The sequence below is a fragment of the Sandarakinorhabdus sp. genome, from assembly GCF_040398665.1.
In the GTDB taxonomy this organism is placed as follows: Bacteria; Pseudomonadota; Alphaproteobacteria; order Sphingomonadales; family Sphingomonadaceae; genus Sandarakinorhabdus.
This window is the reverse complement of sequence record NZ_JBBATQ010000003.1, coordinates 274864-299534: the sequence shown is the minus strand read 5'-3', so window position 1 is coordinate 299534 and position 24671 is coordinate 274864. Positions and strand designations below refer to the sequence as shown.

Below are 24671 nucleotides of genomic sequence, written 5' to 3'. Positions count from 1 at the left end.
GGTCGGTCTGCCTCATGCCGGCCGTCAGACAGGCACCACCGGCGCGAGCGAACGGACAGGAAATTTTGAATGAGCCGGGCTCTAGTGAAATATTATGTCTCTTACAAGTCTTCAGCGGACATTTTTAATGCTGCGACAGATTGTCCTGCCTGGACCGCGCCGGTCAGACCGGCTGAAACGACCGGGAGGTCAAAAGGCATTGCGCGGCAGCAACACTGCCCCCACCGTGCGCAGCAAGATGTAGAGATCGAGCCAGAGCGACCAGTTTTCGATATAGTAGAGATCATGCTCGAAGCGCTTGACCAGCTTCTCTTCGGTATCCGTCTCGCCCCGCCAACCGCACACCTGCGCCCAGCCGGTGATGCCGGGCTTTACCTTGTGGCGGGCAGCATAGCTTTGCACGACATCCGAAAACAGCCGGCCACCAGCGCGCGTGGATGGCGCATGTGGCCTGGGGCCAACCAACGACATGTCCCCCATCATGACATTGAACAACTGGGGCAGTTCATCCAGGCTGGTGCGTCGCAGGATACGGCCAACCCTGGTCACGCGCGGATCATCGCGACTGGCCTGGGTGATATTCTTGTACTCCAGACGGTTGTGATACATCGTCCGGAACTTGTAACAGTTGAACGGGCGGTTGTTGAAGCCTTCGCGCGGCTGCCGGAACAGGATCGGTCCGGGCGAATCGAGCCGCACCGCCACAGCGATGGCCAGCAACACCGGCCAGCTCAGCGCCAGGATGATGCCGGTCAGCACCTTGTCTTCGAAATCCTTCATCACCGCCGACATGCCGGATATCGGCCTGTCGAAGAGTGTCATCACCGGCACATCACCCAGGATGACCACAGGGCGGCGCGAGAAGGTGAAGCTGACCAGATCCGGTGCCAATCGCACCTTCACTGGCGTCAGCGCCAGGCGGCTGACCACATCCTGCAAGCGGCGTTCGGCGGCCCACGGCAGGGCCACCACGACCTGATCGATCAACCCTTCACGGATCATGCCGATCAGGGTCGATAGATTGCCGAGCAAGGGCACGCCGGCCACCTCCACGGGCAATCGATCAGCCTTGCGATCGTCGAAAAGGCCAACCAGGGAGATGGTCAGGCGATCATGCGCCTGAACATATTCGGCAAATCGCACGCCTTGCGGGCCGGCGCCGAAAATCGCCACCCGTTCGTTGAACGTGCCGTTGTTCTTCAAGCGGCGCACCCACATCGTCGACAAGGCGCGCGCCAGCAACAAGGATGCGCCGCCGGAGAGGAACCAGCCGATCGCCCAGGCGCGCGAGACCGCATCCGACGCTTTCAGCAGATAACCCATGGTGATCAGGAACAGGGCCGTCATCGCCCAGGCCAGAGTGACCCGGCGCCAGCCCAGACGCAGCGAAAACTGCGCTTCGATATCATAGCTGCCCAGGCTTTCCGCGAGAACGGCAAACGCCAGCGCCGCGATCAGGGTGACGCGGCCATAAATGGCAAGGTTGCCATCGAGTTCGAATGCCCCGAACCACACCAGCAGCAGGCCAGCCAAACCGACCACAAGAAATTCCAGCACGCGCACCAGCAGAATGGCCGCTCCAAGCGGCATGTCGGGCCCTTTGGCGGGCACCCGCAAAGGTGGCACCGTCGGCGCCTGCAGGGGATGCTGCGAATTCACGTCAGGCGCACCGATGCGGCGCCCGGCATCCCGCCACGGAATTTCTCAAACTGTGCAAACAACATGGTGCAGACGTCGTATCTTGCTATATACGGCGGCGCGAAGGAGTGAATGGAATGGAAACGCCCTACGATTGGCTGACTGTAATGACATTTGCCGGCCTGATCGTGTTGTTCCTGCAACGCAGCCAGGGTGAACCGCGTGACCATCTTTGGCAGTATCTTATTGCAGCTATAGGATGCGCTGCTACCAATTTCCTTGGCAACGAAGCCTTGAAGTCTGGCGAAATGCTGCTGCACGCTGGTGCCATCGCGCTGTTCGCGGCCACGATCGCCTTCATCTGGCGTGTGCTGCAACCCTTCAGCCAAGGCTGATCGCGCGCCCCGCCGCCGGTGGCCATGCAATTGGTCTGCTTTATTCATGCGATGCGTGTGGCCAGGGGCCGCCCCAGCAAGGCCGGCCGATCGGGGGCCGGCATCGCATGGACCATCACCCGTGCAAATTCGGCCAGTTGTTCGCGAACCGCCGGCGTTGGGGCCACCGGGCAAGACATGCGCACCAGAATGCCGTCGGATATATAGCCGTCGAGCTGCTGGCCAAGCTTGGCAAGCCGCTGTTCGGTACCACTTGTGGGCAGGTCATCCCCGATTCGGGTCCAATAGGTGATGCTCTCCACCCGTTCTTCGTTGCGCGCCACCAGTTGCCGGGCCGGCATGCTTACCCCAGGGGCAAGCATGATATCGGCGCGTTGCATTTCCGTGATATCAAACCCGACCGCCGAATAGCAGACTTCCGGGCGATGCAGCTGCAACAGATCATTCTGGACTTCGCCATAGGCGATGACCAGCACCACCGGCAGGCGTGATGGCGAGAAATAGACCCGGCTGAGCACCTGGCCATAAAGCTTCGCCGTCAGGCCATCTTCATCCCGCGGCAACACGATCCCGCCGCTTGGCGCATAGGTCCAAGGCCCAAGCTGTTTCGGCACCATGGTTTCAAGTTGGTGGCCTGCCAGCATCAGGGTGAGCCGACCACGCGGCGTCATCGCCAACGCCCCGCCGGCACCGGCCACCAGCGCCCCCCCCATCAGAACATCGCGGCGGCTGGGGTGGGTCATGTGACCGAACTCCGGCGTTCCAGCACATTGCGCAGCGGTGTCAGCAGCCAATCCAGCAGGAAGATGAACAGAAGGGCGGACACAAAGGTCACCATGCCGGCAAAATTGTGAAGATAACCCTGCGCCATGGCGTTGCCGAAATAATAGGTGATCAGCACCAGTGCGGCCACACGCACGCAATTGGCCGCGATGGCGATGGGGATGACCATGGCCAGCAGCAACAGCGAATAGACCGGATTGGACCCACGAATGAGATAGACATAGAACAAACCGATCGCCGACAGGCTGACCAGGGAATTCAACCCGGCGCAGGCATCTTCCACCAGCAACTGGTAGGACGCGATATACAAGGTGACGCCGAGCCGCCCGACCGGAAACCCCAGATTCGCCAGGCCGCCGGTGACCAGTTCCGACACCAGCACCTTCAACGGCAATGTCACCGTATCAAGCAGCCAGCCGGGGATCGGCACGACGAAGCCCAGATACAGGATCGGGAACCACAGCATGCGCACCACCGCCATGCCCCAATATTGCTGCATCACCGCCACCATCGCCAGCAGCAGCGCGGCCGCTTCGATGCTGATGAATTCAAACGCCCGTCCCGCCACATAGAGTGGCAGCGCAACGGCCAGCAGTGCCGCGGTGATCAGCGGTTGCCCAATGGACCGCATGGCCACGATATCATCCCACCGGCGCAGCATCAGCCAGATGCCGGTCACCAGCACGATCACGCCGTGAACACCGGATTCCTCCTGCCATGGCCCCTGGCCAAGGCTGACGATGGTCGGCCCGGCAAGGGCCGCCATGCCAATTGCCAAAGGCCAATGCCCGGTCAGGAACCGCCGCCAGTCGAGGCTGGCCACGGGTGCCGTGCTGGCCATATCGGCGCGATGCGCGGGTTCAGAATTCATTCAACACCGCGCCAACCACTGCGCAGCGCGCAGCCGCCAACTGATCGGCCATCGTACTGATATCTTTATAAAAACTGTGATTGGCCCGGCCGACGATCAGCGCATAAGCTGCCGCTGCACCAATATTGAGCGCATCGGCGCTGGTGTTGGCGGCCGGCGTGTCGAACAGCACCAGATCATATTCGCGGAGCAAGGCGTTGACCCCGTCGCGAAAGCGGTTGCCCGACAGCAATTCCTGCGGGCGGCTGGTTGGCGGGCCGGCCGTGATCAGCGCCAATCCGGGCAACACGTTGGCATTCACCACGCGTTCGGGGCGGGCCACCTGCAACGAAAGGAAATTGGACAGGCCCGGCGCGTTGGGATCAAGGCCGAAGATCTGATCCTGGCGCGGGCTGCGCATATTGGCATCGACCAGAAGGATCTTGAAGCCGACCTGTGACATCGCCACGGCAAGATTGGCCGCCACCCACGAACAACCATGGCCATCGGCCGAACCCACCACCGCAAGGCCGCGGCGGCCGTTCTTGATATGCTGGGCGATCACTTGCGTGCGCAGCATGCGGATCGATTCTGCCCGCACCGACGCAGGATCGGACAAGACGACCAGTTCATCCGAAACCGGGCGGCGCGCCACATCCTGCAACGCCATGCTGGTGATCAGCTGTTCACGGGCGCGATCAAGATCTTCTGTGGTGATATAGCCCAGTTCAAGCGCGGCCTGATCGAAATCCAGCGCGCGTTCACTGGCATGGCCAGCCACGCGTGCCGCCTGATCGTCGGTCAGATAGCCCAACCGGGTCAGAACATCGCGGATCGGTGCATCATAGCGTGTGTTCGAGGTATAGCTGCCGCCCGACACCACACTGCCAGCGACTTCCACCGCCTGCACTTCGCTTTCGATATTGTCCATTGGTTCACCAATCATTGGGCCGGCTGCCAACCAGGCGCGTTACGACCGCGTCTATACAATATGCGCTTCAAGGCCTGCTGCCATTCAGGGCGACGCCGATCCGCAATCACGGTGAACACCGGCACGCGTGCGGCAAAGGCCAGATCTTCGCCGCCCCGCACACGACGGTTCACCAATTCGATGATCATCGCCATCACCACACCAAGCGAAAGCCCGGCCCCCAGCGCCAAAGTGATGATCAGCGGCCAGACCGGGAACGACGGCGAGTTGGAAACCGTCGCGTCACCCAGCACGACCAGGCCGGAATCAGCCACATTGGCTTCCAGTTGCAATTCGCTGGTCCGCTTGGCGGCCTGTTCATACTGCTGGCGCCGCAGTGACACTTCGCTGACCAATTGGGTCAGACGATCAAGCTTGTCCTTCATGGCAAAGACTTTGCCGCGCTGGGCGGTATACTGCGCTTCCAGTTGGGCAATCCCGCTGCTGGTGGCGCCAAGCTGGGCCGCACCGGCCGCACGCGCACCGGTCTGCTCGCGCGCCAGTTGGCGCGTCAGTTCGGTCCGCCGCGCGATCAGGCCAAGATAGGTCGGATGCTGGTTGCCCAGCTTTTCCGATGCCTGTTCGATCTGGTCATTCAACGTCAACAACTGGAGCTTGAGCTGATCGACAAGGCTCGATGCCGTGGCCTGGCGCATGGCTTCGAACTGTTGCAGGCCCTGGTTGCTGCGGGCAGCGGTCAGGGCCGATTGCAGACTGGCAAGCCGAACCGTTTCGACCTCGCCTTCAGCCGTCATGACGATGCCATTTTCCTGCTCGAACTGGTTCTTGGCCGTTTCCGCGGTTTCGAGGGCACGCAGGGCACGGTTGGCCTGTTCGCGATACCATTCGGCGGTGCGCCCGGCACTGTCGGTGCGGAACTTGAGGCTGTTGACGATATAGGAATCGCGCAGCGCATTCACCGTGCGGCGGGCAACCTCGGGATTGCTCGCCTCATAGCTGATTTCCATGATGTTGCTGCCTTCGACAACATTCACGGTCACGCTTCTGACAATCCGGTCAGCCAGCCAGCGGCGGAAATCGCCATAGCCACCGGTTTCAGCCTGCCAATCGGCCAGCAAGGCCGCGTTGCCGGTCAGGCCAAGGCGGTCAACCGCTTCACCTGCAATGCGATAATCCTTGATCAATTCCAGCTGCGTACTGATGAACTGCCGCAAGCCATTGCCATTGATCACCTGGCCGGTCACCGGGTCAGGCTTGAAATTGTCCATCAGCACGCGAGCGTTGGCAGGATAACGGGCCGGCAGGATCAGGCCCACCCCAACCGCAACAGTCAGTGACAGGGATACAGCGATCAAGACGACCCACCGACGAGCCATCAGGATACGTAGCAATTGAATGATACTCATCGCCTGTCGTCAGCCTTTGTTGATGTTGTGCAGACCTACGGATCAATTGGCGCAATGCCAGTCGATCCAAGAATCAGAACAACCGTTCCTTGATCACCAATATGTCGCCGTTCAACACCTTCTGTGACAGATCGGCGTCGACTTCCTTGGCATTACCCCGGATCAGTCCGACCTTGTTGGCATTGCCCGAAGCCGACACACCGCCCGATAGCGCGACGGCCTGGCGGATGGTCATCCCCGGCAAGATGGCCTTCATCCCCGGACCATTGATGGCGCCATAAATGAAGAATGTTTCCGCGGGAGGGACGAACAAGGTATCGCCCGGGACCAGCAGCGGATCACTGTCACGCTCGCCCTTCACCAGATCGTCCACCTGCAAGGTGCGCACCGGCTGGCCACTGCGACGCAGATACACAAAATTTGCCGCATCCACCCGCACCCAGCCCGCCTTCAGCAAGATCTCCAGAGCATGATACGGACGATCGAGCGGATAGATGCCCGATTGGCCAACATTGCCGGCGACATTGACCGAACGCGAAACATAGGCGCCGACCTCAATGTTGACCAAAGGCGATTTGAGGAAGCCGCCGGCCACCAGCTTGTCGGTGATCTGCCGCGCCAGGCTGATATTGGTTTCACCTTCGGCCTTCACGATGCCGATCAAGGGCATCACGATCGTGCCATCATGCTTCACGCGGGTGCTGACATTGAATTCCGCCTGGCCATAGACAATCACCTGCACCGTATCGTCCGGTCCAAGGCGGTAACCCTGGTATCCGGCATCCTGTGCCTGCGCGCTGACCGCCAACGAAGCCGCAAGCATCGCCATCTTGAGTTTGTGGATCATCAACTACCCCTTCCAAATGCGACACTGAGGTTGAGACCGGCACCTGTTGAGGTGAAACTGAACAGATCCGGGTTCGAAATCCGCTTCACATGGTTCACTTCCACGCTGGCTCGCAATCGTTGACCGATCTTGCCCCCGACATTGATGAAGTAAGATTCGAAGCGGTCCGACCGGCGCGCGGCCGGATCAAATTGCGATACGAAACCACCCTGATAGCGATTACGGCTGAACAGCCCCCCTGCTGTAACCGTGTACTGGCCAAGCTTGGCGTTTGCCGACGCCGCATAAGTGTTGCTGATGGTCAGCAGGGCGCCGACGAAGGGGTTTGAATTGACGGTGCGGTCGGCGGAGACCTCAAATGCAAGCCGCGATGACAGGGTGACAGCAAGGGCCCCGTCATAGCCAATCCCCGAGAACCCGGCCCGATCGACAATCTGCGGCAGCCCATCAACGATGATCACTGTTGATTCCGTGCCAGGCTTGTTATCGATCGCCGAAGCTCCCAGCGTCGCCGTTATCCGGTTTCCAAACGCCCTCGACACACCCACCCGCAGCGACCGCTGCTTGAAACTGTCCTCGACAATGCCGTTGGGGCTTACCACAAAACGCCCGGGAAAATGCACATCCGAGATGGCGCCGCCCAGCGAAAACTGCCCGAGCCCACTGGCGTTGAAACCCAGGCCGGCCGAATAATCCAACCGATCGGTGTTCAGCGCGAAGCTTGCACCAGCGACGTTCTTGTCTTTGCTCTTGCTGATGGCGCCGTTCACCGACAGCGCGTTGCCGATCTGGCAATTGGCCGCCGTTCCCAGTGTTTCAGTCTGTTGCTGAAAGCCACCGAACAGCCCTGCGTCCGTGCGAAGGTTCAAGCTCTTGCGGAAAGAGCCCCCAAGTTGGCCAGAGCATCTGGACAAGACAAAATCCAACCCGCCCGACAAGCTGCTGCGATCCCCGCCCTTGATCAACTGGTTACCAAGCACGATGTCGCGACCGTAGCTGCCGTCGACAAAAAGCCCCAAGCGCTTGCTGCCAAGGCCATAGCTGGCCGAAACCTGCGGCAGGAAACGCACAGCGTCGTCAATGGCCGGGAGCCTTGAGAAATTGGTTTCATAACGGTTGGAAACCGATGCCGTAACGGCCAGGCCGCGGCCATTGAAGCCCGCCACGCCAGGCACCCTGGCGCCCGACCGCACCGGGCCATCATCACTGTTGCTGGCCATTGGCCGGACAGTTTGCTGCGCCGGATTGATCTGAGCTGAGGCAGGCTGGGCGGCGATCGCAGCACCGATCAAAAAGGCACTGGCCAATGCGACGCGCGCCTTGTCAGTTGGCTGCTTGCTCGCCCCATCGATTTCTTGTCGCGCCATTACGATCGTCAATCCTTAGTTTCATGTTTCCAGCCAATTCACGTCATTGGTCGGTTAAGATTGGTCAGTTAAGCTTCAATGGCCGCCTGCTACACGCAGGCAAGCAAACCGGCAACCGTGCATCCGCCGGCAAAACCGATTTTCGACAGATTCAGCCGGGCAGCGGCTGTTTTGACCCTCGCTTCAGGCCGGACTTCGTGGCAGAGGCTCCGTTCATAATGAACCTGTTTCGCGCGTCGTGCCGTAAATGGCGGCGAGCGCTCACGGAAACGGGCGTTGTTTCACGCAGGCACAGAGGTAGCGATGATCTGGAAGCGCAAATTGCGGAGCGGTGCCGACAACAGCGCAGGCTCGGACACACCGGCAGCGACGGACACGGCCACGACCCGTTTTCAGGATCCTGTGGGGCTGCCCCCGGCCTACACCGCCGGAGAAGGCCTGCCCGGCGACGACGTGGTGACATCCGAAATGGCCTTGTGGCGCCAGACGGACTTCGAGCCGGGCCCGATGCTGCCCAAGTTCATCGCAAGCGCTTCCGACGACGTCGAAAGCGACACCACGAGCGCCCTTGCCCGCCGCCGATTGGCCCTGCGTGATTCGTTGGGCGCGTCCCAGCCGGTCACGGCCCGCGAGGCCTTTGCCGGCCGCCACGAGGCGATGGCCCAACTGATCAACGCCATTGAGGAACAGCGGGTCCATGTGGTCATCTACGGTGAGCGCGGGATCGGCAAGACCAGCCTTGTCCACGTGTTCACACAGACGGCCCGCGAAGCGCGCTACCATGTGATCTATGCCAGTTGCGGCACGGCGGCGGTTTTTCCGGAAATGTTCCGCAGTGTGCTGGGGCTCATCCCGCACATCTACCACGCGACGGTGCTGCCCAATTCCAGCGAAGCCGAAAAGGGCGGAAACTTCGATTCGATGCTGCCTCCCGGCGATTTCGGCGCGCGCGAGCTGGCCGAAATCCTCGCCGGCGTTGTCGGTACGCGGGTCCTGGTGATCCTCGACGAATATGATCGCGTGGTTGATCCGAACTTCCGCCGTGAAGTCGCTGAATTGATCAAGAACCTGTCTGATCGCGCGGCCCGCGTGCAACTGGTGATCACCGGGGTTGCGCTCAACCTTGATGAGCTCATCGGCTATGCCCCGTCGATCAGACGCAACGTTGCCGGCCTGCCGATGCGGCCGATGTCGTCCGAAGAAGTGCTTGATTTGCTGCGGATGGGCGAGCGCGCCGCCGATATCAGCTTCAGCGAAGCAGCCGTGGCGCTGATATCGCGCATGTCGGCCGGTTCGCCCTATCTTGTGCGTCTGCTCGGCCACCAGGCCGGGATCAACACCATAAACGCCGGCCGTGATCGGGTGACCGAAACCGACGCCGGCAACGCCATCGAGCGGGTGATCAGTGATTGGCAGGCCAGCTTGCCGCGCCGTGTGCAGGCCAATCTGGCACGGGAAGAGGCGCGCACCCACGTGGATCTTCTGGTTGCCGCAGCCCGCGCCGGCAACTCGGCGGATGGCTGGTTCACGGTCGACGATGTGTACACCGAAATGGGCGGCGCGCTGACGCCGCTGGTGATCGAACGCGATCTGAAGTTGTTCGTGAACAACGTCGATCTGCTGGAACGCCGCGAAGGGCCGGGCGATCCGCATTTCCGCTTTGGCTATCCCGGCGTTGCGGCATTGCTGATCATCTCCTCGGCGATGGCCCGCGCGGCGCTTTGACGCCCTTCAACCGGATCGGTGCAATGAACAGTCCATTTGCAGGCCCTGACAAGGCAGACCCGCTTGCGGCATCGATGGCGGCGCCGCGTGCAACCGTGATCATCCCGCACTATAACATGCCGGATGCACTGGCCCGCTGCCTGCGGTCGATCACCAGCCAGGCTTTTGACGGCGCAGTGGAAATCATCGTTGTCGACAATGGATCCAAGATCACGCCCGAGGCGGCGCTGGTCGAGTTTCCGCAGGTTCGCCTGTTGTCTGAAAAGACGCCAGGCCCCGGCCCGGCGCGCAATACGGGCGTCCGGGCGGCCCGGGCACCGGTGCTGGTGTTCATCGATGCCGATTGCCGCGCTGAACAGGGCTGGCTGAATGCAGCGGTCAACGCTGTGGAATCACGGGAAAATCGCGGTGTTGTCGGTGGAGACGTCTGTATCGACATCGATGACACCAGCAACCCGACCGCTTTGGAAGTCTATGAAGCGTTTTTTGCCTATCGCCAGCGCCTGTATATCGAACAGCATGGCTATTCGGGCACCGGCAACCTCGCCATGCACCGCGATGTCCATGAAAAGGTCGGGCCGTTCGTCGGCATATCCTATGCCGAAGATGTTGATTGGGGCAGACGCGCCACCGCGGCGGGTTATCGGGTCAGCTTTGTCGACAACATGGTCGTCTACCATCCGGCGCGGCCGGACCTGGCCAGCCTGCTGGTCAAATGGCAACGCCACATCGCGCATTTCTATGAAGGCCACATCGCCGAAGGCCGGCCGCGTTGGCAGTGGCTGCTGCGCGCCCTGATGATGCCGCCATCGATTCTGGTGGATGGCACGCGTCTGTTGCTGGCGCGGCAGGAACGCGGCCTGCCCGCCCCCGCGCGGCGCTGGGGCGGTGTCCAGGTGCTGGCGTCGGTGCGCATGATGCGCATGCGCGAGATGCTGCGAATCCTGCTGGCGGGGCGCAGCGATGCCCGCGCCGCCTGGCAGGATCAAAGCTGATGGCAGCGCCAAAATTGTCGCCCATCTTGGGAGTGGTGATCGTCAATTTCCGTGGCGCCGCCGACACCATCGAATGTCTCGAAAGCCTGCTGCGTTGCCCGCTGCAGATGAAGATCGTCGTGGTTGAAAATGGGTCTGGCGACGATAGCGTGGCCAGATTGCGGGGATGGGCGGCCGGAACCGTGTCATCAGTGGCCGAATCGGCCGAACTGGCCGGCTTTTCGACACCGCCGATGGCCAAACCGATCGCCATGGCCGAAGTGACCACCGACGCGATCGGCAAGGGCCCGATCGCGCCGCTCAGCATGATTGTCTCGCCCGACAACCTGGGCTTTGCCGGCGGCAACAATCTGGGCCTGCGCCATCTGCGCTCCGATCCGCGTCTGACGGCCTTCTGGCTGCTCAACAACGACACGGTCGTCACCCCGGAATCGCCGGGCGCGTTGCTGATCCGCATGCTAGCCACCCCGCGCGTTGGCATGTGCGGCACGGTGGTGCGCCATTATTGGGAGCCAAGTCGCCTGCAGGCCCTGAATGGGTCATCGTTCAATCTGTGGACAGGCATGGGCAGATCACTGGGCGGCGAAGAGCCGGCAACAATGACATACAGCCCGCAGGATGTTGCCGACGCCACCGATTATGTGCTCGGCGCCAGCCTCGCGGTCAGCCGTGGTTTCCTGGATGCCGTCGGCCCGATGGCCGAGGCCTATTTCCTCTATTTTGAAGAAGCGGATTGGGCCTGGCGCAACCGTCGCCTTGGCAGTGACCGCTTCGAGATTGCCTTTGCCCATGGCGCCACGGTTTTCCACAAGGCCGGCAGCTCGATCGGGTCCAGCAGCGCGCGCAGCGCGCGCTCGCCGTTTTCGGAGTATTGGCTGGCCCGATCGCGGCTGAAATTCATCTGGCGGTTCGCCCGCCTGCTGTGGCCATGGCATTGGGCGCTGTGCTGGGCGCTGGTGCTGCGCCGGTTGATCCGGCGCAAACCGGCGCATGCCAACGCCATCGCCCGCGCAGCGCTGGGCCTGAAACCATGACATGTCGCCGATGCGTAGATGATGCCAACACGGCCACCTCCATGGAGGCATTGACTGTCGCTTCGGCAACAGCAACAGCAACAAACGAAAATCATTCGATGCCTGGCACGGTCAGGCGCGGACTTCAAGAGGAGACTTCGGGATGAACATGCAACGCACATCGCTGTTGGTGATGGCGGCAACCGCCGCCTTGCTGGCCGGCTGCTCCAAGGATGCGGACAAGCCCGATGGCCAGGTTGTGGCCAAGATCGATGGCCGGGATGTGACCATTCACGAAGTGAACCAGGAGATTTCCTCGCTGGGCGCGCAGGCGCAGGGCGCGCCGCGCAAGCTGGTCGAAGCCGTTGGCCTCGCCCGGGTGATCGAGCGCAAGATGCTCGCCCAGGAAGCCCGCAACCGCAAGCTCGACCAATCGCCGCAGTTCGTGCTGGCCAAGACCCGCAATGACGAAAATCTGCTGGTGCAGGCGTTGCAGGCCGAAGTGGCCGGCAAGGTGGCCGAAACACCGCGGGAACAGGCGCAGAAGTTCGTCGAGGAAAATCCGGTGATCTTCGGTGATCGTCGCATCCTGACCCTCGATCAGATCCAGTTCCTGCAACCGCCCAATTTCGGCGCCTTGCCGCTGAAGGACGCCAAATCGATGCAGGCGGTGGAGCGGGTGCTGCTCGACGCCAACATCGAATATCGCCGCGCGCCGCAGCAGCTCGATTCGCTCATCCTCGATCCGCGGCTGAGCACCGAAGTCATCCGCATGGCCAAGGGCCCCAATGGCGAACCGTTCATGTTCACCGATCAGCCGGCCGGGGCGCCGGCGCCGATCGTCTATGTCAACGTCGTCAGCAACATGAAGGTGGAGCCGTTCACCGGTGAACGCGCCATCGCCTATGCCCAGCAGTTGATCGAGCGCCAGGAAATCGCCCGCCGTCTGCAGGCCGAGCTCACCAAGTTGCGCGAAGCGGTCAAGGGCAAGATCACCTATGCCAACGGCCTCGACACGCCCGAAAAGATCGCCGCACAGCTTGACAAGCAGGCGGAGGCCGTGGCGAAGCAAAAAGCCGCCGAGGATGCGCGGGCCAAGGCCGGCAGCGCCAAGGCACCGGCCAAGCCACCGGCGGCTGCGGCACCCGCCGCGCCAGCGGCGAAGTGAGGATCAGGCGGCGGGTAACCGTCGTCGGCAAGGCTTCTCTCACGGTGGCATGATCCGGGTGGCGTTGGCTGGCCAGCCTTGGCTGAGCCGGGTGACAACAGGATCAAGGGATTGAACATGCGCCGTGGGGTCATTCTGGCAGGTGGTTCGGGCACGCGGCTGTATCCGCTGACCAAGCCGGTATCGAAGCAGTTGATGCCGGTTTATGACAAGCCGATGATCTATTATCCGCTGTCGGTGCTGATGCTCGCCGGCGTGCGCGATATCCTGATCATCACCACCCCTGCCGATGCGCCGGCGTTCCACGGCTTGCTCGGCGATGGCAGCCAATGGGGCCTCAATATCCAATATGCCCAGCAGCCGCGCCCGGAAGGGCTGGCGCAGGCCTATCATATCGGCGCTGACTTTGTGGGCAACGACCCGTCGGTGCTGATCCTGGGGGACAATATCTTCTATGGCCATGGCCTGCCGGAGCTGTTGACCAGGGCCGATGCACGCGACCATGGCGCCACTGTGTTCGGCTATTATGTGAAAGACCCGCGATCGTACGGGGTGGTGTCGTTCGACGGCCATGGCCGCGCGCTGACCATCGAGGAAAAGCCCGCCCAGCCCAAAAGCAATTTCGCGGTCACCGGCCTGTATTTCTATGACGGCAATGCCGTGGCCATGGCACGTGATCTGAAGCCATCGCCGCGCGGCGAACTGGAGATCACTGACCTGAACCGGCTCTATCTTGAGGCCGGTTCGCTGGATGTGGAACTGATGGGCCGCGGCTTTGCCTGGCTGGATACGGGCACCCATGGCTCACTGCTCGATGCGGCGCTTTATGTGCGCATCGTCGAAGAACGCCAGGGCCTGAAGATCTGCTGCCCGGAAGAAATCGCCTGGCGCAAGGGCTTCATCGACGCCGAACAACTGGCCCGCATTGCCGAACCGCTGCGCAAATCCGGCTATGGCGAATATCTGCTCGAACAACTGGAGCACGGCCGGTGAAGCTGACCCAAACCGCCTTGCCCGGCGTCGTGCTGATCGAACCCAAGGTGTTCGGCGACGCCCGCGGCTTTTTCCTGGAAAGCTGGAATGCCCGCAGCTTTGCCGAAAATGGTCTCGATCTCGATTTCGTGCAGGACAATCACAGCCGGTCCGCGCGCGGGGTGCTGCGCGGCCTGCATTATCAAATGGTCAATCCGCAAGGAAAGCTGGTGCGGGTGACGCGCGGGGCTGTCTATGATGTCGCCGTCGATATCCGCCGGTCCTCGCCGCATTTCGGCCAGTGGGTGGGTTATGAACTGTCCGACAGCAATCACCACATGCTCTATATTCCGCCGGGCTTTGCCCATGGTTTTGTGGTGCTGAGCGAGGTCGCAGACTTCGTGTACAAGTGCACCAGCCTGTATGATGCCGGCAGCGATCGCGGCATCCGCTGGGACGATCCGGCGATTGGGATCACCTGGCCCGAAACCGGCACTGCCCCCTTGCTGTCCGGCAAGGATGCGGTCGCGCCGTTGCTGGCCGACGCGGAGGTGTTCGCATGAGGGTGCTGGTGGCCGGCAGTGGCGGCCAATTGGGCCGCGCGCTTGGCGCGAGCGTGCCAGCCGGCGTCACGCTGGTTTCGCCGCCAGAGGCTGAATTCGATATCTGCAACGCCGATCAGGTCGCCGCCGTGGTCGCCGCTGCCCGCCCGGATCTGGTGATCAATGCCGCGGCGTGGACCGCCGTGGACAAGGCCGAAGCCGAAGAAGACGCGGCGCTGGCGGTCAACGCCACCGCGGTCGGCCATCTGGCAGGCGCGGCCGCAGCCGCCGGCGCACGCTTCGTGCAGGTGTCCACCGATTATGTCTTCGATGGCGAGGCCTTTCGGCCCTATGCGCCCGATACCGCGCCGGCCCCGGCCAGTGCCTATGGCCGCACCAAACTGGCGGGCGAACGCGCGGCGCAGGCGCTGCATCCGGCGCCGCTGATCATCCGCACCGCCTGGGTCTATGCAGCCGCCGGCAACAATTTCGTGCACACCATGCTGCGCCTGATGGCAACGCGCGATGAACTGCGCGTGGTGGGAGACCAGATCGGATCGCCCACCCACGCCGCCAGCCTGGCCCGCGCCATCTGGGCTCTGCAAGGGCACAGCGGCATGTTCCACTGGACCGATGCCGGCGTGGCGAGCTGGCATGATTTTGCCGTCGCCATCCAGGATGAGGCGGTGGCGCTGGGCTTGCTGACACGGGCCGTGCCGGTGATTCCGATCCGCACGGAAGATTATCCCACCCCGGCGCGCCGCCCGGCATGGAGCGTGCTCGACAAAACCAGCAGCTGGGCCGTCACCGGCCCGGCGCGGCACTGGCGCCACGAACTGATCGATTGCCTGCACGAGATCGCGAAAGACAAGGCCGCATGACCAATATGCTCGTCACCGGCGGGGCCGGCTTCATCGGTGCCAATTTCGTGCATTACTGGCGGCAGCATCATGCCGGCGATACCATCGTTGTGCTCGATGCCCTGACCTATGCCGGCAACCGCGCCAATCTGGCCGGGCTGGATGATGTCGTGTTCGAACATGGCGACATCCGCGACACCGCGCTGGTCGAACGGCTGCTCGGCGATCATGCCGTCGACACCATCGTGCATTTCGCCGCCGAAAGCCATGTCGACCGATCGATCCACGGCCCGGCGGCATTCGTAGACACCAATGTGCTCGGCACGCTCAGCCTGCTTACGGCGGCGCGCAGCGTGTGGCTGGCGGGCAGCGGGCGGCCGCACCGCTTCCACCATGTCTCCACCGATGAAGTCTATGGCACGCTCGGCCCCAACGACCCGGCGTTCAGCGAGACAACGGCCTATGCCCCCAACAGCCCCTATTCGGCGAGCAAGGCGGCCAGCGACCATCTGGTGCGCGCCTGGCACCACACCTATGGTCTGGATACGGTGACCAGCAATTGTTCGAACAATTATGGCCCGTATCAATTCCCCGAAAAACTGATCCCGCTGTTCCTGATCAACGCGCTGCATGGCCGGCCGCTGCCGATCTATGGCGACGGGCAGCAAGTGCGCGACTGGCTGCATGTCGAGGATCATTGCCGCGGCATCGAAGCCTGCCTGACGCGCGGCCGCGTGGGGGAAACCTATAACATCGGCGGCGGTGCCGAACTGCCGAACCTGACCGTGATCGACACGCTATGCGCGGCGGTGGATGCTGCTTTTGCGGCCGATCCGGCGCTGGCGGCGCGCTTCCCCGACGCACCGGCGGCAAAGGGCCTGCCCACCGCCAGCCTGAAGACGTTCGTCACCGACCGCCCCGGCCATGATCGCCGCTATGCCATCGACGAAACCAAGGCCCGCAATGAACTGGGCTACGCCCCGGCACGGACGTTCGAGCAGGGCTTTGCCGCCACGCTTGGCTGGTATCTGGCCAACGAAGGCTGGTGGCGCGCGATCATGGACGGCAGCTATCGCGACTGGGTCGCCACCAACTACGCAGCGCGGGCCTGACGCTCCCCGACGCCGGCCGGTTTTGCTGTTGTCAGGGGCGGCCCGCTGGTAATCAGGGGCATGCCCCGCCTCACCCCCCGTTTGCGCCTGTCAGCCATCAGGCGACTGCTCGCCAGCCAGGCGGGCGGCGGCTATGTGCTGATGGCCGCGGCGGCGATCGCCATGCTGGTCGCCAATTCGGGGCTTGCCGCCGATTATGTTCATCTCCAGCATCTGCAGCTTGGCCCGCTCAGCCTGCTGCACTGGATCAACGATGCGCTGATGGCGTTGTTCTTCCTGCTGGTCGGCTGCGAGATCAAACGCGAATTCGTCGATGGCGAAATGGCGACCTGGCCGCGCCGCATCCTGCCCGGCGTGGCGGCACTGGCGGGCATGGCGGCGCCGGCCCTGGTGTTTCTGGCGGTCAATCGTGAAGTGCCGGCCAACAGCAACGGCTGGGCGATCCCCACCGCGACCGATATCGCCTTTGCCCTGGGCGTGCTGGCCTTGCTCGGCAATCGCGTGCCGGGCAGCCTGAAATTGCTGCTGACCGCGATTGCCGTGATCGATGATCTGGGGGCGATCGTCGTGATCGCCGCTGTCTATACATCCGGCGTCGAGGTGGCGGCCCTGGCGGCGGCCGCAGCCTTGGGCGCGGTGCTGGCGGTGATGAACGCCCGCAATGTGGCTGCGGCCTGGCCCTATCTGCTGGTGGGGGCGGCCTTGTGGGTGGCGGTGTATCTGTCGGGGCTGCATGCCACGCTGGCCGGCGTGATCGTCGCGCTGGCCTTGCCGATCACGCGCAGCCGCGGCGTGCCCGAACATCGCGAAAGTCCCTTGCTGCAAGTGGAACATGCGCTGGCGCCGGTGGTGGCCTTTGCCATCGTGCCGCTGTTCGGGTTTTTCAATGCTGGTGTCGACGTGCGGGCGTTGACCCTGTCGGCTGCGCTCGATCCGCTGGTGATCGGCGTTGTCGCCGGGCTGGTGCTGGGAAAACAGATCGGCATTTTCGGCGCCATCATGGCATTGGTGCGCTCTGGCGTCGTGACCATGCCGGCCGGCGCCACCACACGGCAGATCTGGGGCCTGTCGCTGCTGTGCGGCATCGGTTTCACCATGAGCCTGTTCATCGCCGGGCTGGCGTTCGGCGAAGGCAGTGCACGGGACAACGCCGCCAAGCTGGGCATCATCGCCGGCAGCGTGATCGCGGCCATGGCCGGGGTTGCCGTGCTGGCAGGCAGCCGACGCGGGGCGCCGGCTGCCCAGTGATATCAACCGAGCGTGGAGCGCAGCATCCACGCCGTCTTTTCGTGGACCTGCATCCGCTGGGTGAGCAGATCGCAGGTCGGCTCGTCGTGAGCATCGTCGGCGACCGGGAAGATGCTGCGTGCCGTGCGCACCACCGCCAGTTGATCGTCGGAAAGGATGCGGATCATCTCGGCGGCTTCGGGCACGCCGCTGGCCTCCTTGATGGTCGACAGCGCGGCATAGGCCGAATAGCTGCCGGGCGCCGGTTCGCCGAGCGCCCGGATACGTTCGGCGATCACGTCCACCGCCAGCGCCAGTTCGGAGTACTGACCTTCGAACATCAGGTGCAGCGAATTGAACTGCGGGCCGGTGACGTTCCAGTGGAAATTGTGGGTCTTCAGATACAGCGTGTAGGTATCGGCGAGCAGGCGCGACAGGCCGGCGGCAATGGCGCGCCGGTCGGCATCGGGCATGCCCAGATCAATATCGGCATCGGCGGGAATGAGCTTCTTCTTGGCCATATTGTCTCTCCGTTGACGCGGCCTTGCCGCCGGAACGCCGATGGCGTCCAACGGGTATTCCCGAAGAACGCCATCGCTTTTCCCTTGTGTGTTACTGGCAGACGACCGGGCCGCGATCGATGCTGTTGCCGACCACGGCACCCAGGCCGCCACCGATGATGCTGCCCAGCAGTTTGGAGCCGCCCGGTGCGATCACATTGCCGAGCGCGCCGCCGGCGAGACCGCCGATGATCAGGCCGGTGGTGCCGTCACTGCGCCGGCAATAATAGCGGTTGTCATAACCGCGCCACACCGGCTCGTTGCGGCCGAGCGTGACCGGGCGATAATTGCCGCCGGGGCGATAGAATTGCTCGGCGTGCCAGCCCTGCTGGCGCCAGCCATCCTGTCGCCAGCCGGGGCCATTGCCCTGATTGATGCCCGGCTGGCCATAGGCATAGCGCGGGTTGGCGTTGCCCTGATTGCCATGACGCTGGTTGCCATAGCGATTGTTCGCCAGATCGGCGCGCTCGCGCTGATATTCCCGCTCGGCCCGCTGCAGTTCGCGGCGCTCCTGGCGGATCTCGCGCGGGTTGCCGCGTTGCTCGGCGCGAAAGAGATCGCGGCGCTCGTCCTGCACGCGCTGGGCGGCGCGCGACACGTCGCGGCGGTCTTCACGACGTTCGTTCGGGCCATCCCAGGCCAGGGCCGGGGTGGCCACCGCGCCGGCTGCCATCAGGCCAGCCAGCATCATGATCGGAAGCTTCGTCATTGCGTATCTCCTTGGTTGTTCGTTCAGCGGCAAACCGTCCGGCCGGAATCGATGCTCCGGCCGAGCAAACCGCCGACAATGGCACCGGCCACCGTCCCCAGAGCCTTGTCGCCGCGGCGTGCGACCTGATTGCCGATCACACCACCAACCCCGGCACCGATCAGCGTGCCGGTGCGACCGTCGCTGCGCCGGCACCAGCCGCCATCGTGACGGCCGTTCCAGTTCTGGTTGGTGCCGCGCTGGTCATGCTGGCCCTGATTGTAACGGCCCTGCTCATAGAACCCGCCGGACGGACGATCGTTCCGACCCTGGTGGCGCCAGTGGCGATTGTCCGAACCGCGATCGTTCCGGGCACGATCATCCCAGCCACGATCGTCTTTCCAGCCTTGGGACTGTTGCGGCGCATCATGCCACTGGGCCGCAGCGGGGGCGGCCAGGCCCACAAGAAGTGGGCCAAGGCTGGCCAGCATTGCGGTGGTGATCCGGCTGCGCATCATGTGTCTCCTCGGGTTGACGAGACCTGATTCGCACAATGCGGCTGCCAACAGCCTGAACGGACTTGTTATCGCTTGTTCAGATTGGCAGCCGGCATTACAGCGCCAACAGCGGAGTTTTCGCCGCCTCGCCAGGCACTTCGCGCACAAAGCGCGGCACCAGATAGCCCGGCAGCGACGCCCGCACTTGCGCTTCGATCCGGAGGGCATCGGATTCGTTCACATCAAAATGCGCTGCCCCGGCGACGGGATCGGTGAGATGCATGTAATAAGGCAGCACGCCGCAAGCGAACAGCCGCCGGCAATGCGCGGCGATGGTTTCGGCAGTGTCGTTCACCCGGGCCAGCAACACCGACTGGTTGAGCAGCATCACCCCCGCCCCGCGCAACCGCGCCAGCGCCGCCGCCCCGGCTGCAGACAGTTCGTGGGCGTGGTTGCTGTGAATGACGATCACCACCCGCAGGCGCGTGCCGGCCAGCAGCGCCAGCAGGGCAGCGGTGACGCGCGCCGGAATGGCCACCAGGGTGCGGCTGTGCAAGCGAAGCGTGGTGATGTGCGGAATGACGGCAATCGCGTCCACCAGTGCCGCCAGCCGCGCATCGGGCAAGCTGAGCGGATCACCACCCGACAGGATCACTTCGTCGATGGCAGGATCGGCGGCGATCAATGCCAGCGCCTCTGCCACCCGCGCGCGCGTCAGCATGGTGGCGCCATAATCGGTGTGGCGGCGAAAACAATATCGGCAATGGATGGCGCACGATCCGCTGGCCATCAGCAGCGCCCGGCTGCGATATTTCTGCAGCATGCCGGGGGCGGCGCGGTAATCGGCTTCGGACAGCGGATCGGTGAGGCGCTCGGGCTGCGGCCAGGCCTCCTCACCGCGCGCCAGCACTTGCAGCAGCAGCGGATCGGCGGGATCACCCGGCCGGATCAGGCCGAGAAAATGCGGCGGCACCATCAGCGGAAATGCCGGATCGGCAATCACCCCGGCGGGAAAATCAGCCGCATCCAGGCCCAGCCGTGCCAGCAGCGCCGCTGTGGTAATGCGGGCGGCACGCGCCTCATGCTGCCAATCGTCAGGCGCGTTCAGAACAACAGACATGGGTTCGCCGGGATCAAGGATTGGAAGGCGGACATGGTGGGCGCGACAGGGATTGAACCTGTGACCCCTGCCGTGTGAAAGCAGTGCTCTACCGCTGAGCTACGCGCCCCGATGTCCGCGGGTACACCCTGTCGGGAGCGGCGGATTAGGCGGTTTGGGCGAGGCTGTAAAGCCCCGCCCGCGTTTTTACCGCCCGCTGTCCACGGCCCGGTATCAATGCCGAACCGCCGGTTCGATGGCTGTCACGGCCGACGGCTGCACGGCCAGCGTGTCGGCCTCGCTCCATTCGATGGCGACCAGCGGCTTGGTCAGGGCCAGCGCCAGCACTTCATCGACATGGCTGACCGGCACGATGGTCAGCCCCTGCTTCACATTGTCAGGGATTTCGATCAGGTCCTTCTCGTTTTCGGCCGGGATCAGCACCGTGGTGATGCCGCCGCGCAGGGCTGCCAGCAATTTTTCCTTCAGCCCACCGATCGGCAGCACGCGGCCGCGCAGCGTCACTTCGCCGGTCATCGCCACATCCGGGCGCACCGGCACGCCGGTCAGCGTGGAGATGATCGCCGTCACCATGGCAATGCCCGCCGAAGGGCCATCCTTGGGCGTGGCGCCTTCCGGCACGTGGACGTGGATGTCCTTTTTCTCGAACACGGTGGGGCGGATGCCATAATTGTGGGCGCCGGCGCGCACGAACGACAGCGCCGCCGAAATCGATTCGGTCATCACTTCGCCGAGCTTGCCCGTGGTCTTGATGACGCCCTTGCCCGGCGCGGTCACCGCTTCGATGGTCAGCAGATCGCCGCCCACTTCCGTCCACGCCAGGCCGGTCACCGCGCCGATCTGGTCTTCGATATCAGCGAGGCCATAGCGATATTTGCGCACCCCGGCGAACTCGGCAAGATTCTCGGCGTCGATGGTGACGCTGGTCGCCTTGCCTTCCAGGATGCGGCGCAGCGCCTTGCGGGCCAGCTTGGCGATTTCCCGTTCCAGGGTGCGCACCCCGGCTTCGCGCGTATAATAACGCACCAGATCGCGCAGCGCCGATTCCGCCACGCTGAACTCGGTCTTCTTCAGGCCATGCGCTTCATATTGCTTATCGATCAGGTGACGCTGCGCGATTTCGACCTTTTCGTCTTCGGTGTAGCCCGACAGGCTGATGATCTCCATGCGATCGAGCAGCGGCTGCGGCATGTTATAGCTGTTGGCGGTGGTGACGAACATCACGTCCGACAGATCATAATCCACTTCCAGATAATGATCGCTGAACGCCTTGTTCTGTTCGGGATCGAGCACCTCCAGCAGCGCCGAGGCCGGATCGCCGCGGAAATCCTGGCCCAGCTTGTCGATTTCATCCAGCAGGAACAGCGGGTTGGATGTGCCAGCCTTCTTCAGGCTCTGGATGATCTTGCCGGGCATCGAACCGATATAGGTGCGGCGGTGGCCACGGATCTCGGCTTCATCGCGCACGCCGCCCAGGCTGATGCGGATGAACTCGCGCCCCGTCGCCTTGGCGATGCTGCGCCCAAGGCTGGTCTTGCCAACACCGGGCGGGCCGACGAGGCACAGGATCGGGCCTTTCAGCTTGTTGGTGCGGGCCTGCACGCCGAGATATTCGACGATCCGGTCCTTCACCTTTTCCAGGCCGAAATGATCGGCATCGAGCACGGCCTGCGCCGCCACGATATCCTTCTTGATCTTGGACTTCTTGCCCCAAGGCAGGCCGAGCAACGTATCGAGATAGTTGCGCACCACCGTCGCTTCGGCTGACTGCGGCGCCATCGCCTTGAACTTCTTCAGCTCGGCAATGACCTTCTCGCGCGCGTCCTTCGACAATTTCGTCTTGGCGATGCGCTCCTCGAATTCGGCGACTTCGTCCTTCTCGTCATCGCCCTCGCCCAGCTCGCGCTGGATCGCCTTCATCTGCTCGTTGAGATAATATTCGCGCTGGGTCTTTTCCATCTGCCGTTTGACACGGCTGCGGATCTTCTTCTCGACCTGAAGCACGCCCATCTCGCCTTCCATGAAGGCAAAGAGCTTCTCCAGCCGCGCCGCCACATCAGCTTCGGCGAGCAGGCCCTGCTTGTCGGCGATCTTCAGCCCCAGATTGGCCGCCACCGTGTCGGCAAAGCGGCTGGCTTCCTCGATGGCGCCGATCTGGCTGGAGATTTCCGAGGCAATCTTGCGGTTCAGCTTGATGAACTGTTCGAACTGGCCCTGCACGGACCGCAGCAACCCGGCGACTTCGGTTTCGCTGCGGGTCACGTCCTCCAACTCGGCGATCTCCGCCATCAGATGCGGGCCGCTGGCATCGAGCGCCACCAGCCGGGCGCGGCTCTGGCCTTCGACCAGCACCTTCACCGTGCCGTCGGGCAGCTTCAGCAGTTGCAGCACCGTGGCCAGCGTGCCGACATCATAGAGTTCATCGGCGCCGGGATCTTCATCGCCGGGGTTCTTCTGACTGAGCAGGAACACGGTGCGGCCGTTCTGCATCGCGGCTTCCAGCGCGGCCACGGATTTTTCGCGGCCGACAAACAGCGGCACGATCATCTGCGGAAATACCACGATATCGCGCAGCGGCAGCACAGGCAGGGTTTGACTGGTCATGATCTCTCCATTGGGCCGGCAACTGCCTGCACCCGTCTTGCCTGGCTGATATGGGAAGCGTCCGCGGTGGACGCAATGGCAGAATCAGCGCAGATTATTGCCGCATGATGCAAGGGCCGTGCCGAACCGGCCAGAAAATTCATCCCGTGTTTGCAGCGCCCGTGACCACGCCAGCGGCAAACAGGGCGGCAATGGCGGCAGGATCATAGCCGGCAGCGGCAAGAATCTGCCGGCTATGCTCGCCCAGATGCGGCGCCGGACCGGGGGTGGCCAGCGCCTGGCCAAAGCGGGCTGGCGGGCGCGCCTGGCGCACGCGGCCGACGCTGTCATCATGATCGACCGTGATGCAGATGCCATTATGCTGCACCTGCACATCATCCGGCACATCCATCAGCGCCACCACCGGGCCGCCCACCGCACCTTCGCGCACAAAGCCGGCCATCAATTCGGCGCGGGTGCGGCGGGCGATTTCGGCAGAGACCTGCGGCGCCCATTCGCGCTGATGCTGCAAGCGCCCGCCCAACGACTGAAAGCGCGGATCGCTGGCCAGATCGTCGCGATCAAGGCTGCGGCACAGCGCCACAAATTCGGATGCCTGCAGCGCACCGATCGCCACCTGGCCGTCGGCAGCCTTCCACAGCCGCATCTGCGCGCCATATTCCGGCCCGCGCGGCGGCGCATCATCCAGAAACGCATCATTGTACATGCCGTCCGGCCAGTTGAAGGCCACGGCAGCATCGAGCATGGCCACCTCGATTCGCTCTCCGACGGCGTCTGCCCCGGCCAATGCGCGGCGCAGCAGCGATGCCGTGATGGCCTGGGCGGCGGTGAGCGCGGTCACCTTGTCCGCCACCAGATGGCGCACCAGGCCCGGCGTGCCTTCCTTGTCGGTCTGGCTGGCGGCGATACCGGATACGGCCTGGATCACCGGATCATAGACACGCACGTTGGAATAAGGCCCATCGGGGCCAAAACCGGTGATGCTGCAATAGATCAGCCGCGGATTGATCACCTGCAGCCGCGCCCAATCCAGCCCCAACCGCGCCAGTACCCCGGGACGGAAATTTTCCACCAGCACATCGGCGGTTGCCACCAGCCGTTCCAGCACGGCCAGCCCTTGCGGCGATTTCAGATCGAGGCACAGGCCCCGCTTGCCGCGATTGACCGCGATGAACATCGACGACAGATCGGCCTTGCGCGGCCCCAGGCCGCGCACCGGATCGCCGCCGGGGCTTTCGACCTTGATGACTTCGGCGCCCTGATCCGCCAGCATCTGGCAGGCCATCGGGCCGGAAACGATCTGCGACAGATCAATGATGCGGATCCCCGAAAGTGGCCCGTTTCCTAGGGGTCCGGCCATGGTCAGGCTCC

23 protein-coding genes and 1 tRNA gene are annotated in these 24671 nt (G+C 63.3%); 10 read left to right on the top strand and 14 right to left on the bottom strand.

The features are described from left to right. Positions 1-189 precede the first annotated feature (189 nt). Positions 190-1590, bottom strand: a complete 1401-nt coding sequence (locus tag ABWP22_RS06375; protein ID WP_353199121.1) for an undecaprenyl-phosphate glucose phosphotransferase — start codon at positions 1588-1590, stop codon at positions 190-192. On the opposite strand from ABWP22_RS06375, the gene ABWP22_RS06370 reads away from it, so the two are divergent. After that, a complete protein-coding gene (locus ABWP22_RS06370) occupies positions 1500-2033 on the top strand; it encodes an XrtV sorting system accessory protein (protein ID WP_353199120.1) in 534 nt (177 codons plus the stop codon). The genes ABWP22_RS06375 and ABWP22_RS06370 overlap by 91 nt on opposite strands. 44 nt (positions 2034-2077) lie before the next feature. Here the strand turns inward: ABWP22_RS06370 and epsI are convergent, their stop codons facing one another. The 6 genes from epsI to ABWP22_RS06340 form a co-directional block, all read right to left on the bottom strand. Next, positions 2078-2776, bottom strand: a complete 699-nt coding sequence (gene epsI, locus ABWP22_RS06365) for an exosortase-associated protein EpsI, V-type (RefSeq protein WP_353199119.1) — start codon at positions 2774-2776, stop codon at positions 2078-2080. After that, positions 2773-3687 carry an exosortase V gene (xrtV, locus tag ABWP22_RS06360; RefSeq protein WP_353199118.1) on the bottom strand — a complete coding sequence of 305 codons (915 nt, stop codon included), beginning with the start codon at positions 3685-3687 and terminating at the stop codon, positions 2773-2775. The genes epsI and xrtV overlap by 4 nt, the downstream gene beginning before the upstream one ends. Continuing rightward, complete coding sequence (locus ABWP22_RS06355; protein ID WP_353199117.1) at positions 3677-4612, bottom strand: hypothetical protein; 936 nt, start codon at positions 4610-4612, stop codon at positions 3677-3679. Before ABWP22_RS06355 ends, xrtV begins: the two co-directional genes overlap by 11 nt. Next, a complete protein-coding gene (locus ABWP22_RS06350; protein WP_353199116.1) occupies positions 4609-6003 on the bottom strand; it encodes a Wzz/FepE/Etk N-terminal domain-containing protein in 1395 nt (464 codons plus the stop codon). The genes ABWP22_RS06355 and ABWP22_RS06350 overlap by 4 nt, the downstream gene beginning before the upstream one ends. A gap of 73 nt (positions 6004-6076) precedes the next feature. Beyond that, on the bottom strand, positions 6077-6850 hold the full coding sequence (locus tag ABWP22_RS06345; protein WP_353199115.1) for a polysaccharide biosynthesis/export family protein: 774 nt from the start codon (positions 6848-6850) through the stop codon (positions 6077-6079). Beyond that, positions 6850-8229: a hypothetical protein gene (locus ABWP22_RS06340; protein WP_353199114.1), complete on the bottom strand. Its 1380-nt coding sequence runs from the start codon at positions 8227-8229 to the stop codon at positions 6850-6852. The genes ABWP22_RS06345 and ABWP22_RS06340 overlap by 1 nt, the downstream gene beginning before the upstream one ends. Before the next feature lie 390 nt (positions 8230-8619). On the opposite strand from ABWP22_RS06340, the gene ABWP22_RS06335 reads away from it, so the two are divergent. The 9 genes from ABWP22_RS06335 (at position 8620) to nhaA (ending at position 17852) form a co-directional block, all read left to right on the top strand. After that, positions 8620-9942 carry an AAA family ATPase gene (locus tag ABWP22_RS06335; RefSeq protein ID WP_353199113.1) on the top strand — a complete coding sequence of 441 codons (1323 nt, stop codon included), beginning with the start codon at positions 8620-8622 and terminating at the stop codon, positions 9940-9942. A 74-nt stretch (positions 9943-10016) separates the two neighbouring features. After that, positions 10017-10937 (top strand): glycosyltransferase family 2 protein, encoded by a 921-nt coding sequence (locus ABWP22_RS06330; protein ID WP_353199112.1) that lies wholly within the window; start codon positions 10017-10019, stop codon positions 10935-10937. Continuing rightward, positions 10937-11971 (top strand): glycosyltransferase, encoded by a 1035-nt coding sequence (locus ABWP22_RS06325; protein ID WP_353199111.1) that lies wholly within the window; start codon positions 10937-10939, stop codon positions 11969-11971. The genes ABWP22_RS06330 and ABWP22_RS06325 overlap by 1 nt, the downstream gene beginning before the upstream one ends. Positions 11972-12113: 142 nt before the next feature. Continuing rightward, on the top strand, positions 12114-13118 hold the full coding sequence (locus ABWP22_RS06320) for a hypothetical protein (protein WP_353199110.1): 1005 nt from the start codon (positions 12114-12116) through the stop codon (positions 13116-13118). 117 nt (positions 13119-13235) lie between these two features. Beyond that, positions 13236-14111 (top strand): glucose-1-phosphate thymidylyltransferase RfbA, encoded by an 876-nt coding sequence (rfbA, locus tag ABWP22_RS06315; RefSeq protein WP_353199109.1) that lies wholly within the window; start codon positions 13236-13238, stop codon positions 14109-14111. Continuing rightward, positions 14108-14653 (top strand): dTDP-4-dehydrorhamnose 3,5-epimerase, encoded by a 546-nt coding sequence (gene rfbC, locus ABWP22_RS06310; RefSeq protein WP_353199108.1) that lies wholly within the window; start codon positions 14108-14110, stop codon positions 14651-14653. The genes rfbA and rfbC overlap by 4 nt, the downstream gene beginning before the upstream one ends. Next, positions 14650-15513 (top strand): dTDP-4-dehydrorhamnose reductase, encoded by an 864-nt coding sequence (gene rfbD / locus ABWP22_RS06305; RefSeq protein WP_353199107.1) that lies wholly within the window; start codon positions 14650-14652, stop codon positions 15511-15513. Before rfbC ends, rfbD begins: the two co-directional genes overlap by 4 nt. Next, positions 15510-16604 carry a dTDP-glucose 4,6-dehydratase gene (rfbB, locus tag ABWP22_RS06300; RefSeq protein WP_353199106.1) on the top strand — a complete coding sequence of 365 codons (1095 nt, stop codon included), beginning with the start codon at positions 15510-15512 and terminating at the stop codon, positions 16602-16604. Before rfbD ends, rfbB begins: the two co-directional genes overlap by 4 nt. 60 nt (positions 16605-16664) lie before the next feature. Beyond that, the gene (gene nhaA, locus ABWP22_RS06295) at positions 16665-17852 is read left to right on the top strand and encodes a Na+/H+ antiporter NhaA (RefSeq protein WP_353199105.1); all 1188 of its coding nucleotides are present in this window, start codon (positions 16665-16667) and stop codon (positions 17850-17852) included. 2 nt (positions 17853-17854) lie between these two features. Here the strand turns inward: nhaA and ABWP22_RS06290 are convergent, their stop codons facing one another. From ABWP22_RS06290 to ABWP22_RS06260, 7 genes are all read right to left on the bottom strand, one after another. Beyond that, positions 17855-18352 (bottom strand): Dps family protein, encoded by a 498-nt coding sequence (locus tag ABWP22_RS06290; protein WP_353199104.1) that lies wholly within the window; start codon positions 18350-18352, stop codon positions 17855-17857. Between the two features lie 91 nt (positions 18353-18443). Next, positions 18444-19100, bottom strand: a complete 657-nt coding sequence (locus ABWP22_RS06285) for a hypothetical protein (RefSeq protein WP_353199103.1) — start codon at positions 19098-19100, stop codon at positions 18444-18446. Between the two features lie 23 nt (positions 19101-19123). After that, positions 19124-19597, bottom strand: coding sequence for a glycine zipper 2TM domain-containing protein (locus ABWP22_RS06280; protein WP_353199102.1), 474 nt, complete (start codon positions 19595-19597; stop codon positions 19124-19126). 94 nt (positions 19598-19691) lie between these two features. Then, positions 19692-20696: an EF-P beta-lysylation protein EpmB gene (gene epmB / locus ABWP22_RS06275; RefSeq protein WP_353199101.1), complete on the bottom strand. Its 1005-nt coding sequence runs from the start codon at positions 20694-20696 to the stop codon at positions 19692-19694. A gap of 34 nt (positions 20697-20730) precedes the next feature. Then, a tRNA-Val gene (locus ABWP22_RS06270) sits at positions 20731-20805 on the bottom strand. Between the two features lie 104 nt (positions 20806-20909). Beyond that, a complete protein-coding gene (gene lon / locus ABWP22_RS06265) occupies positions 20910-23300 on the bottom strand; it encodes an endopeptidase La (protein ID WP_353199100.1) in 2391 nt (796 codons plus the stop codon). 139 nt (positions 23301-23439) lie between these two features. Beyond that, positions 23440-24660 carry a CaiB/BaiF CoA transferase family protein gene (locus ABWP22_RS06260; protein ID WP_353199099.1) on the bottom strand — a complete coding sequence of 407 codons (1221 nt, stop codon included), beginning with the start codon at positions 24658-24660 and terminating at the stop codon, positions 23440-23442. Positions 24661-24671 lie beyond the last annotated feature (11 nt).

What these genes read in the sequence shown, in the direction of transcription:
- ABWP22_RS06370 (WP_353199120.1), top strand. Translation starts at nt 1,500, where the DNA reads ATGCCCCGAACCACACCAGCAGCAGGCCAGCCAAACCGACCACAAGAA.
- ABWP22_RS06375 (WP_353199121.1), bottom strand. Translation starts at nt 1,590, where the DNA reads ATGCCGCTTGGAGCGGCCATTCTGCTGGTGCGCGTGCTGGAATTTCTT.
- epsI (WP_353199119.1), bottom strand. Translation starts at nt 2,776, where the DNA reads ATGACCCACCCCAGCCGCCGCGATGTTCTGATGGGGGGGGCGCTGGTG.
- xrtV (WP_353199118.1), bottom strand. Translation starts at nt 3,687, where the DNA reads ATGAATTCTGAACCCGCGCATCGCGCCGATATGGCCAGCACGGCACCC.
- ABWP22_RS06355 (WP_353199117.1), bottom strand. Translation starts at nt 4,612, where the DNA reads ATGATTGGTGAACCAATGGACAATATCGAAAGCGAAGTGCAGGCGGTG.
- ABWP22_RS06350 (WP_353199116.1), bottom strand. Translation starts at nt 6,003, where the DNA reads ATGAGTATCATTCAATTGCTACGTATCCTGATGGCTCGTCGGTGGGTC.
- ABWP22_RS06345 (WP_353199115.1), bottom strand. Translation starts at nt 6,850, where the DNA reads ATGATCCACAAACTCAAGATGGCGATGCTTGCGGCTTCGTTGGCGGTC.
- ABWP22_RS06330 (WP_353199112.1), top strand. Translation starts at nt 10,017, where the DNA reads ATGGCGGCGCCGCGTGCAACCGTGATCATCCCGCACTATAACATGCCG.
- ABWP22_RS06325 (WP_353199111.1), top strand. Translation starts at nt 10,937, where the DNA reads ATGGCAGCGCCAAAATTGTCGCCCATCTTGGGAGTGGTGATCGTCAAT.
- ABWP22_RS06320 (WP_353199110.1), top strand. Translation starts at nt 12,114, where the DNA reads ATGAACATGCAACGCACATCGCTGTTGGTGATGGCGGCAACCGCCGCC.
- rfbA (WP_353199109.1), top strand. Translation starts at nt 13,236, where the DNA reads ATGCGCCGTGGGGTCATTCTGGCAGGTGGTTCGGGCACGCGGCTGTAT.
- rfbD (WP_353199107.1), top strand. Translation starts at nt 14,650, where the DNA reads ATGAGGGTGCTGGTGGCCGGCAGTGGCGGCCAATTGGGCCGCGCGCTT.
- rfbB (WP_353199106.1), top strand. Translation starts at nt 15,510, where the DNA reads ATGACCAATATGCTCGTCACCGGCGGGGCCGGCTTCATCGGTGCCAAT.
- nhaA (WP_353199105.1), top strand. Translation starts at nt 16,665, where the DNA reads ATGCCCCGCCTCACCCCCCGTTTGCGCCTGTCAGCCATCAGGCGACTG.
- ABWP22_RS06290 (WP_353199104.1), bottom strand. Translation starts at nt 18,352, where the DNA reads ATGGCCAAGAAGAAGCTCATTCCCGCCGATGCCGATATTGATCTGGGC.
- ABWP22_RS06285 (WP_353199103.1), bottom strand. Translation starts at nt 19,100, where the DNA reads ATGACGAAGCTTCCGATCATGATGCTGGCTGGCCTGATGGCAGCCGGC.
- ABWP22_RS06280 (WP_353199102.1), bottom strand. Translation starts at nt 19,597, where the DNA reads ATGATGCGCAGCCGGATCACCACCGCAATGCTGGCCAGCCTTGGCCCA.
- epmB (WP_353199101.1), bottom strand. Translation starts at nt 20,696, where the DNA reads ATGTCTGTTGTTCTGAACGCGCCTGACGATTGGCAGCATGAGGCGCGT.
- lon (WP_353199100.1), bottom strand. Translation starts at nt 23,300, where the DNA reads ATGACCAGTCAAACCCTGCCTGTGCTGCCGCTGCGCGATATCGTGGTA.
- ABWP22_RS06260 (WP_353199099.1), bottom strand. Translation starts at nt 24,660, where the DNA reads ATGGCCGGACCCCTAGGAAACGGGCCACTTTCGGGGATCCGCATCATT.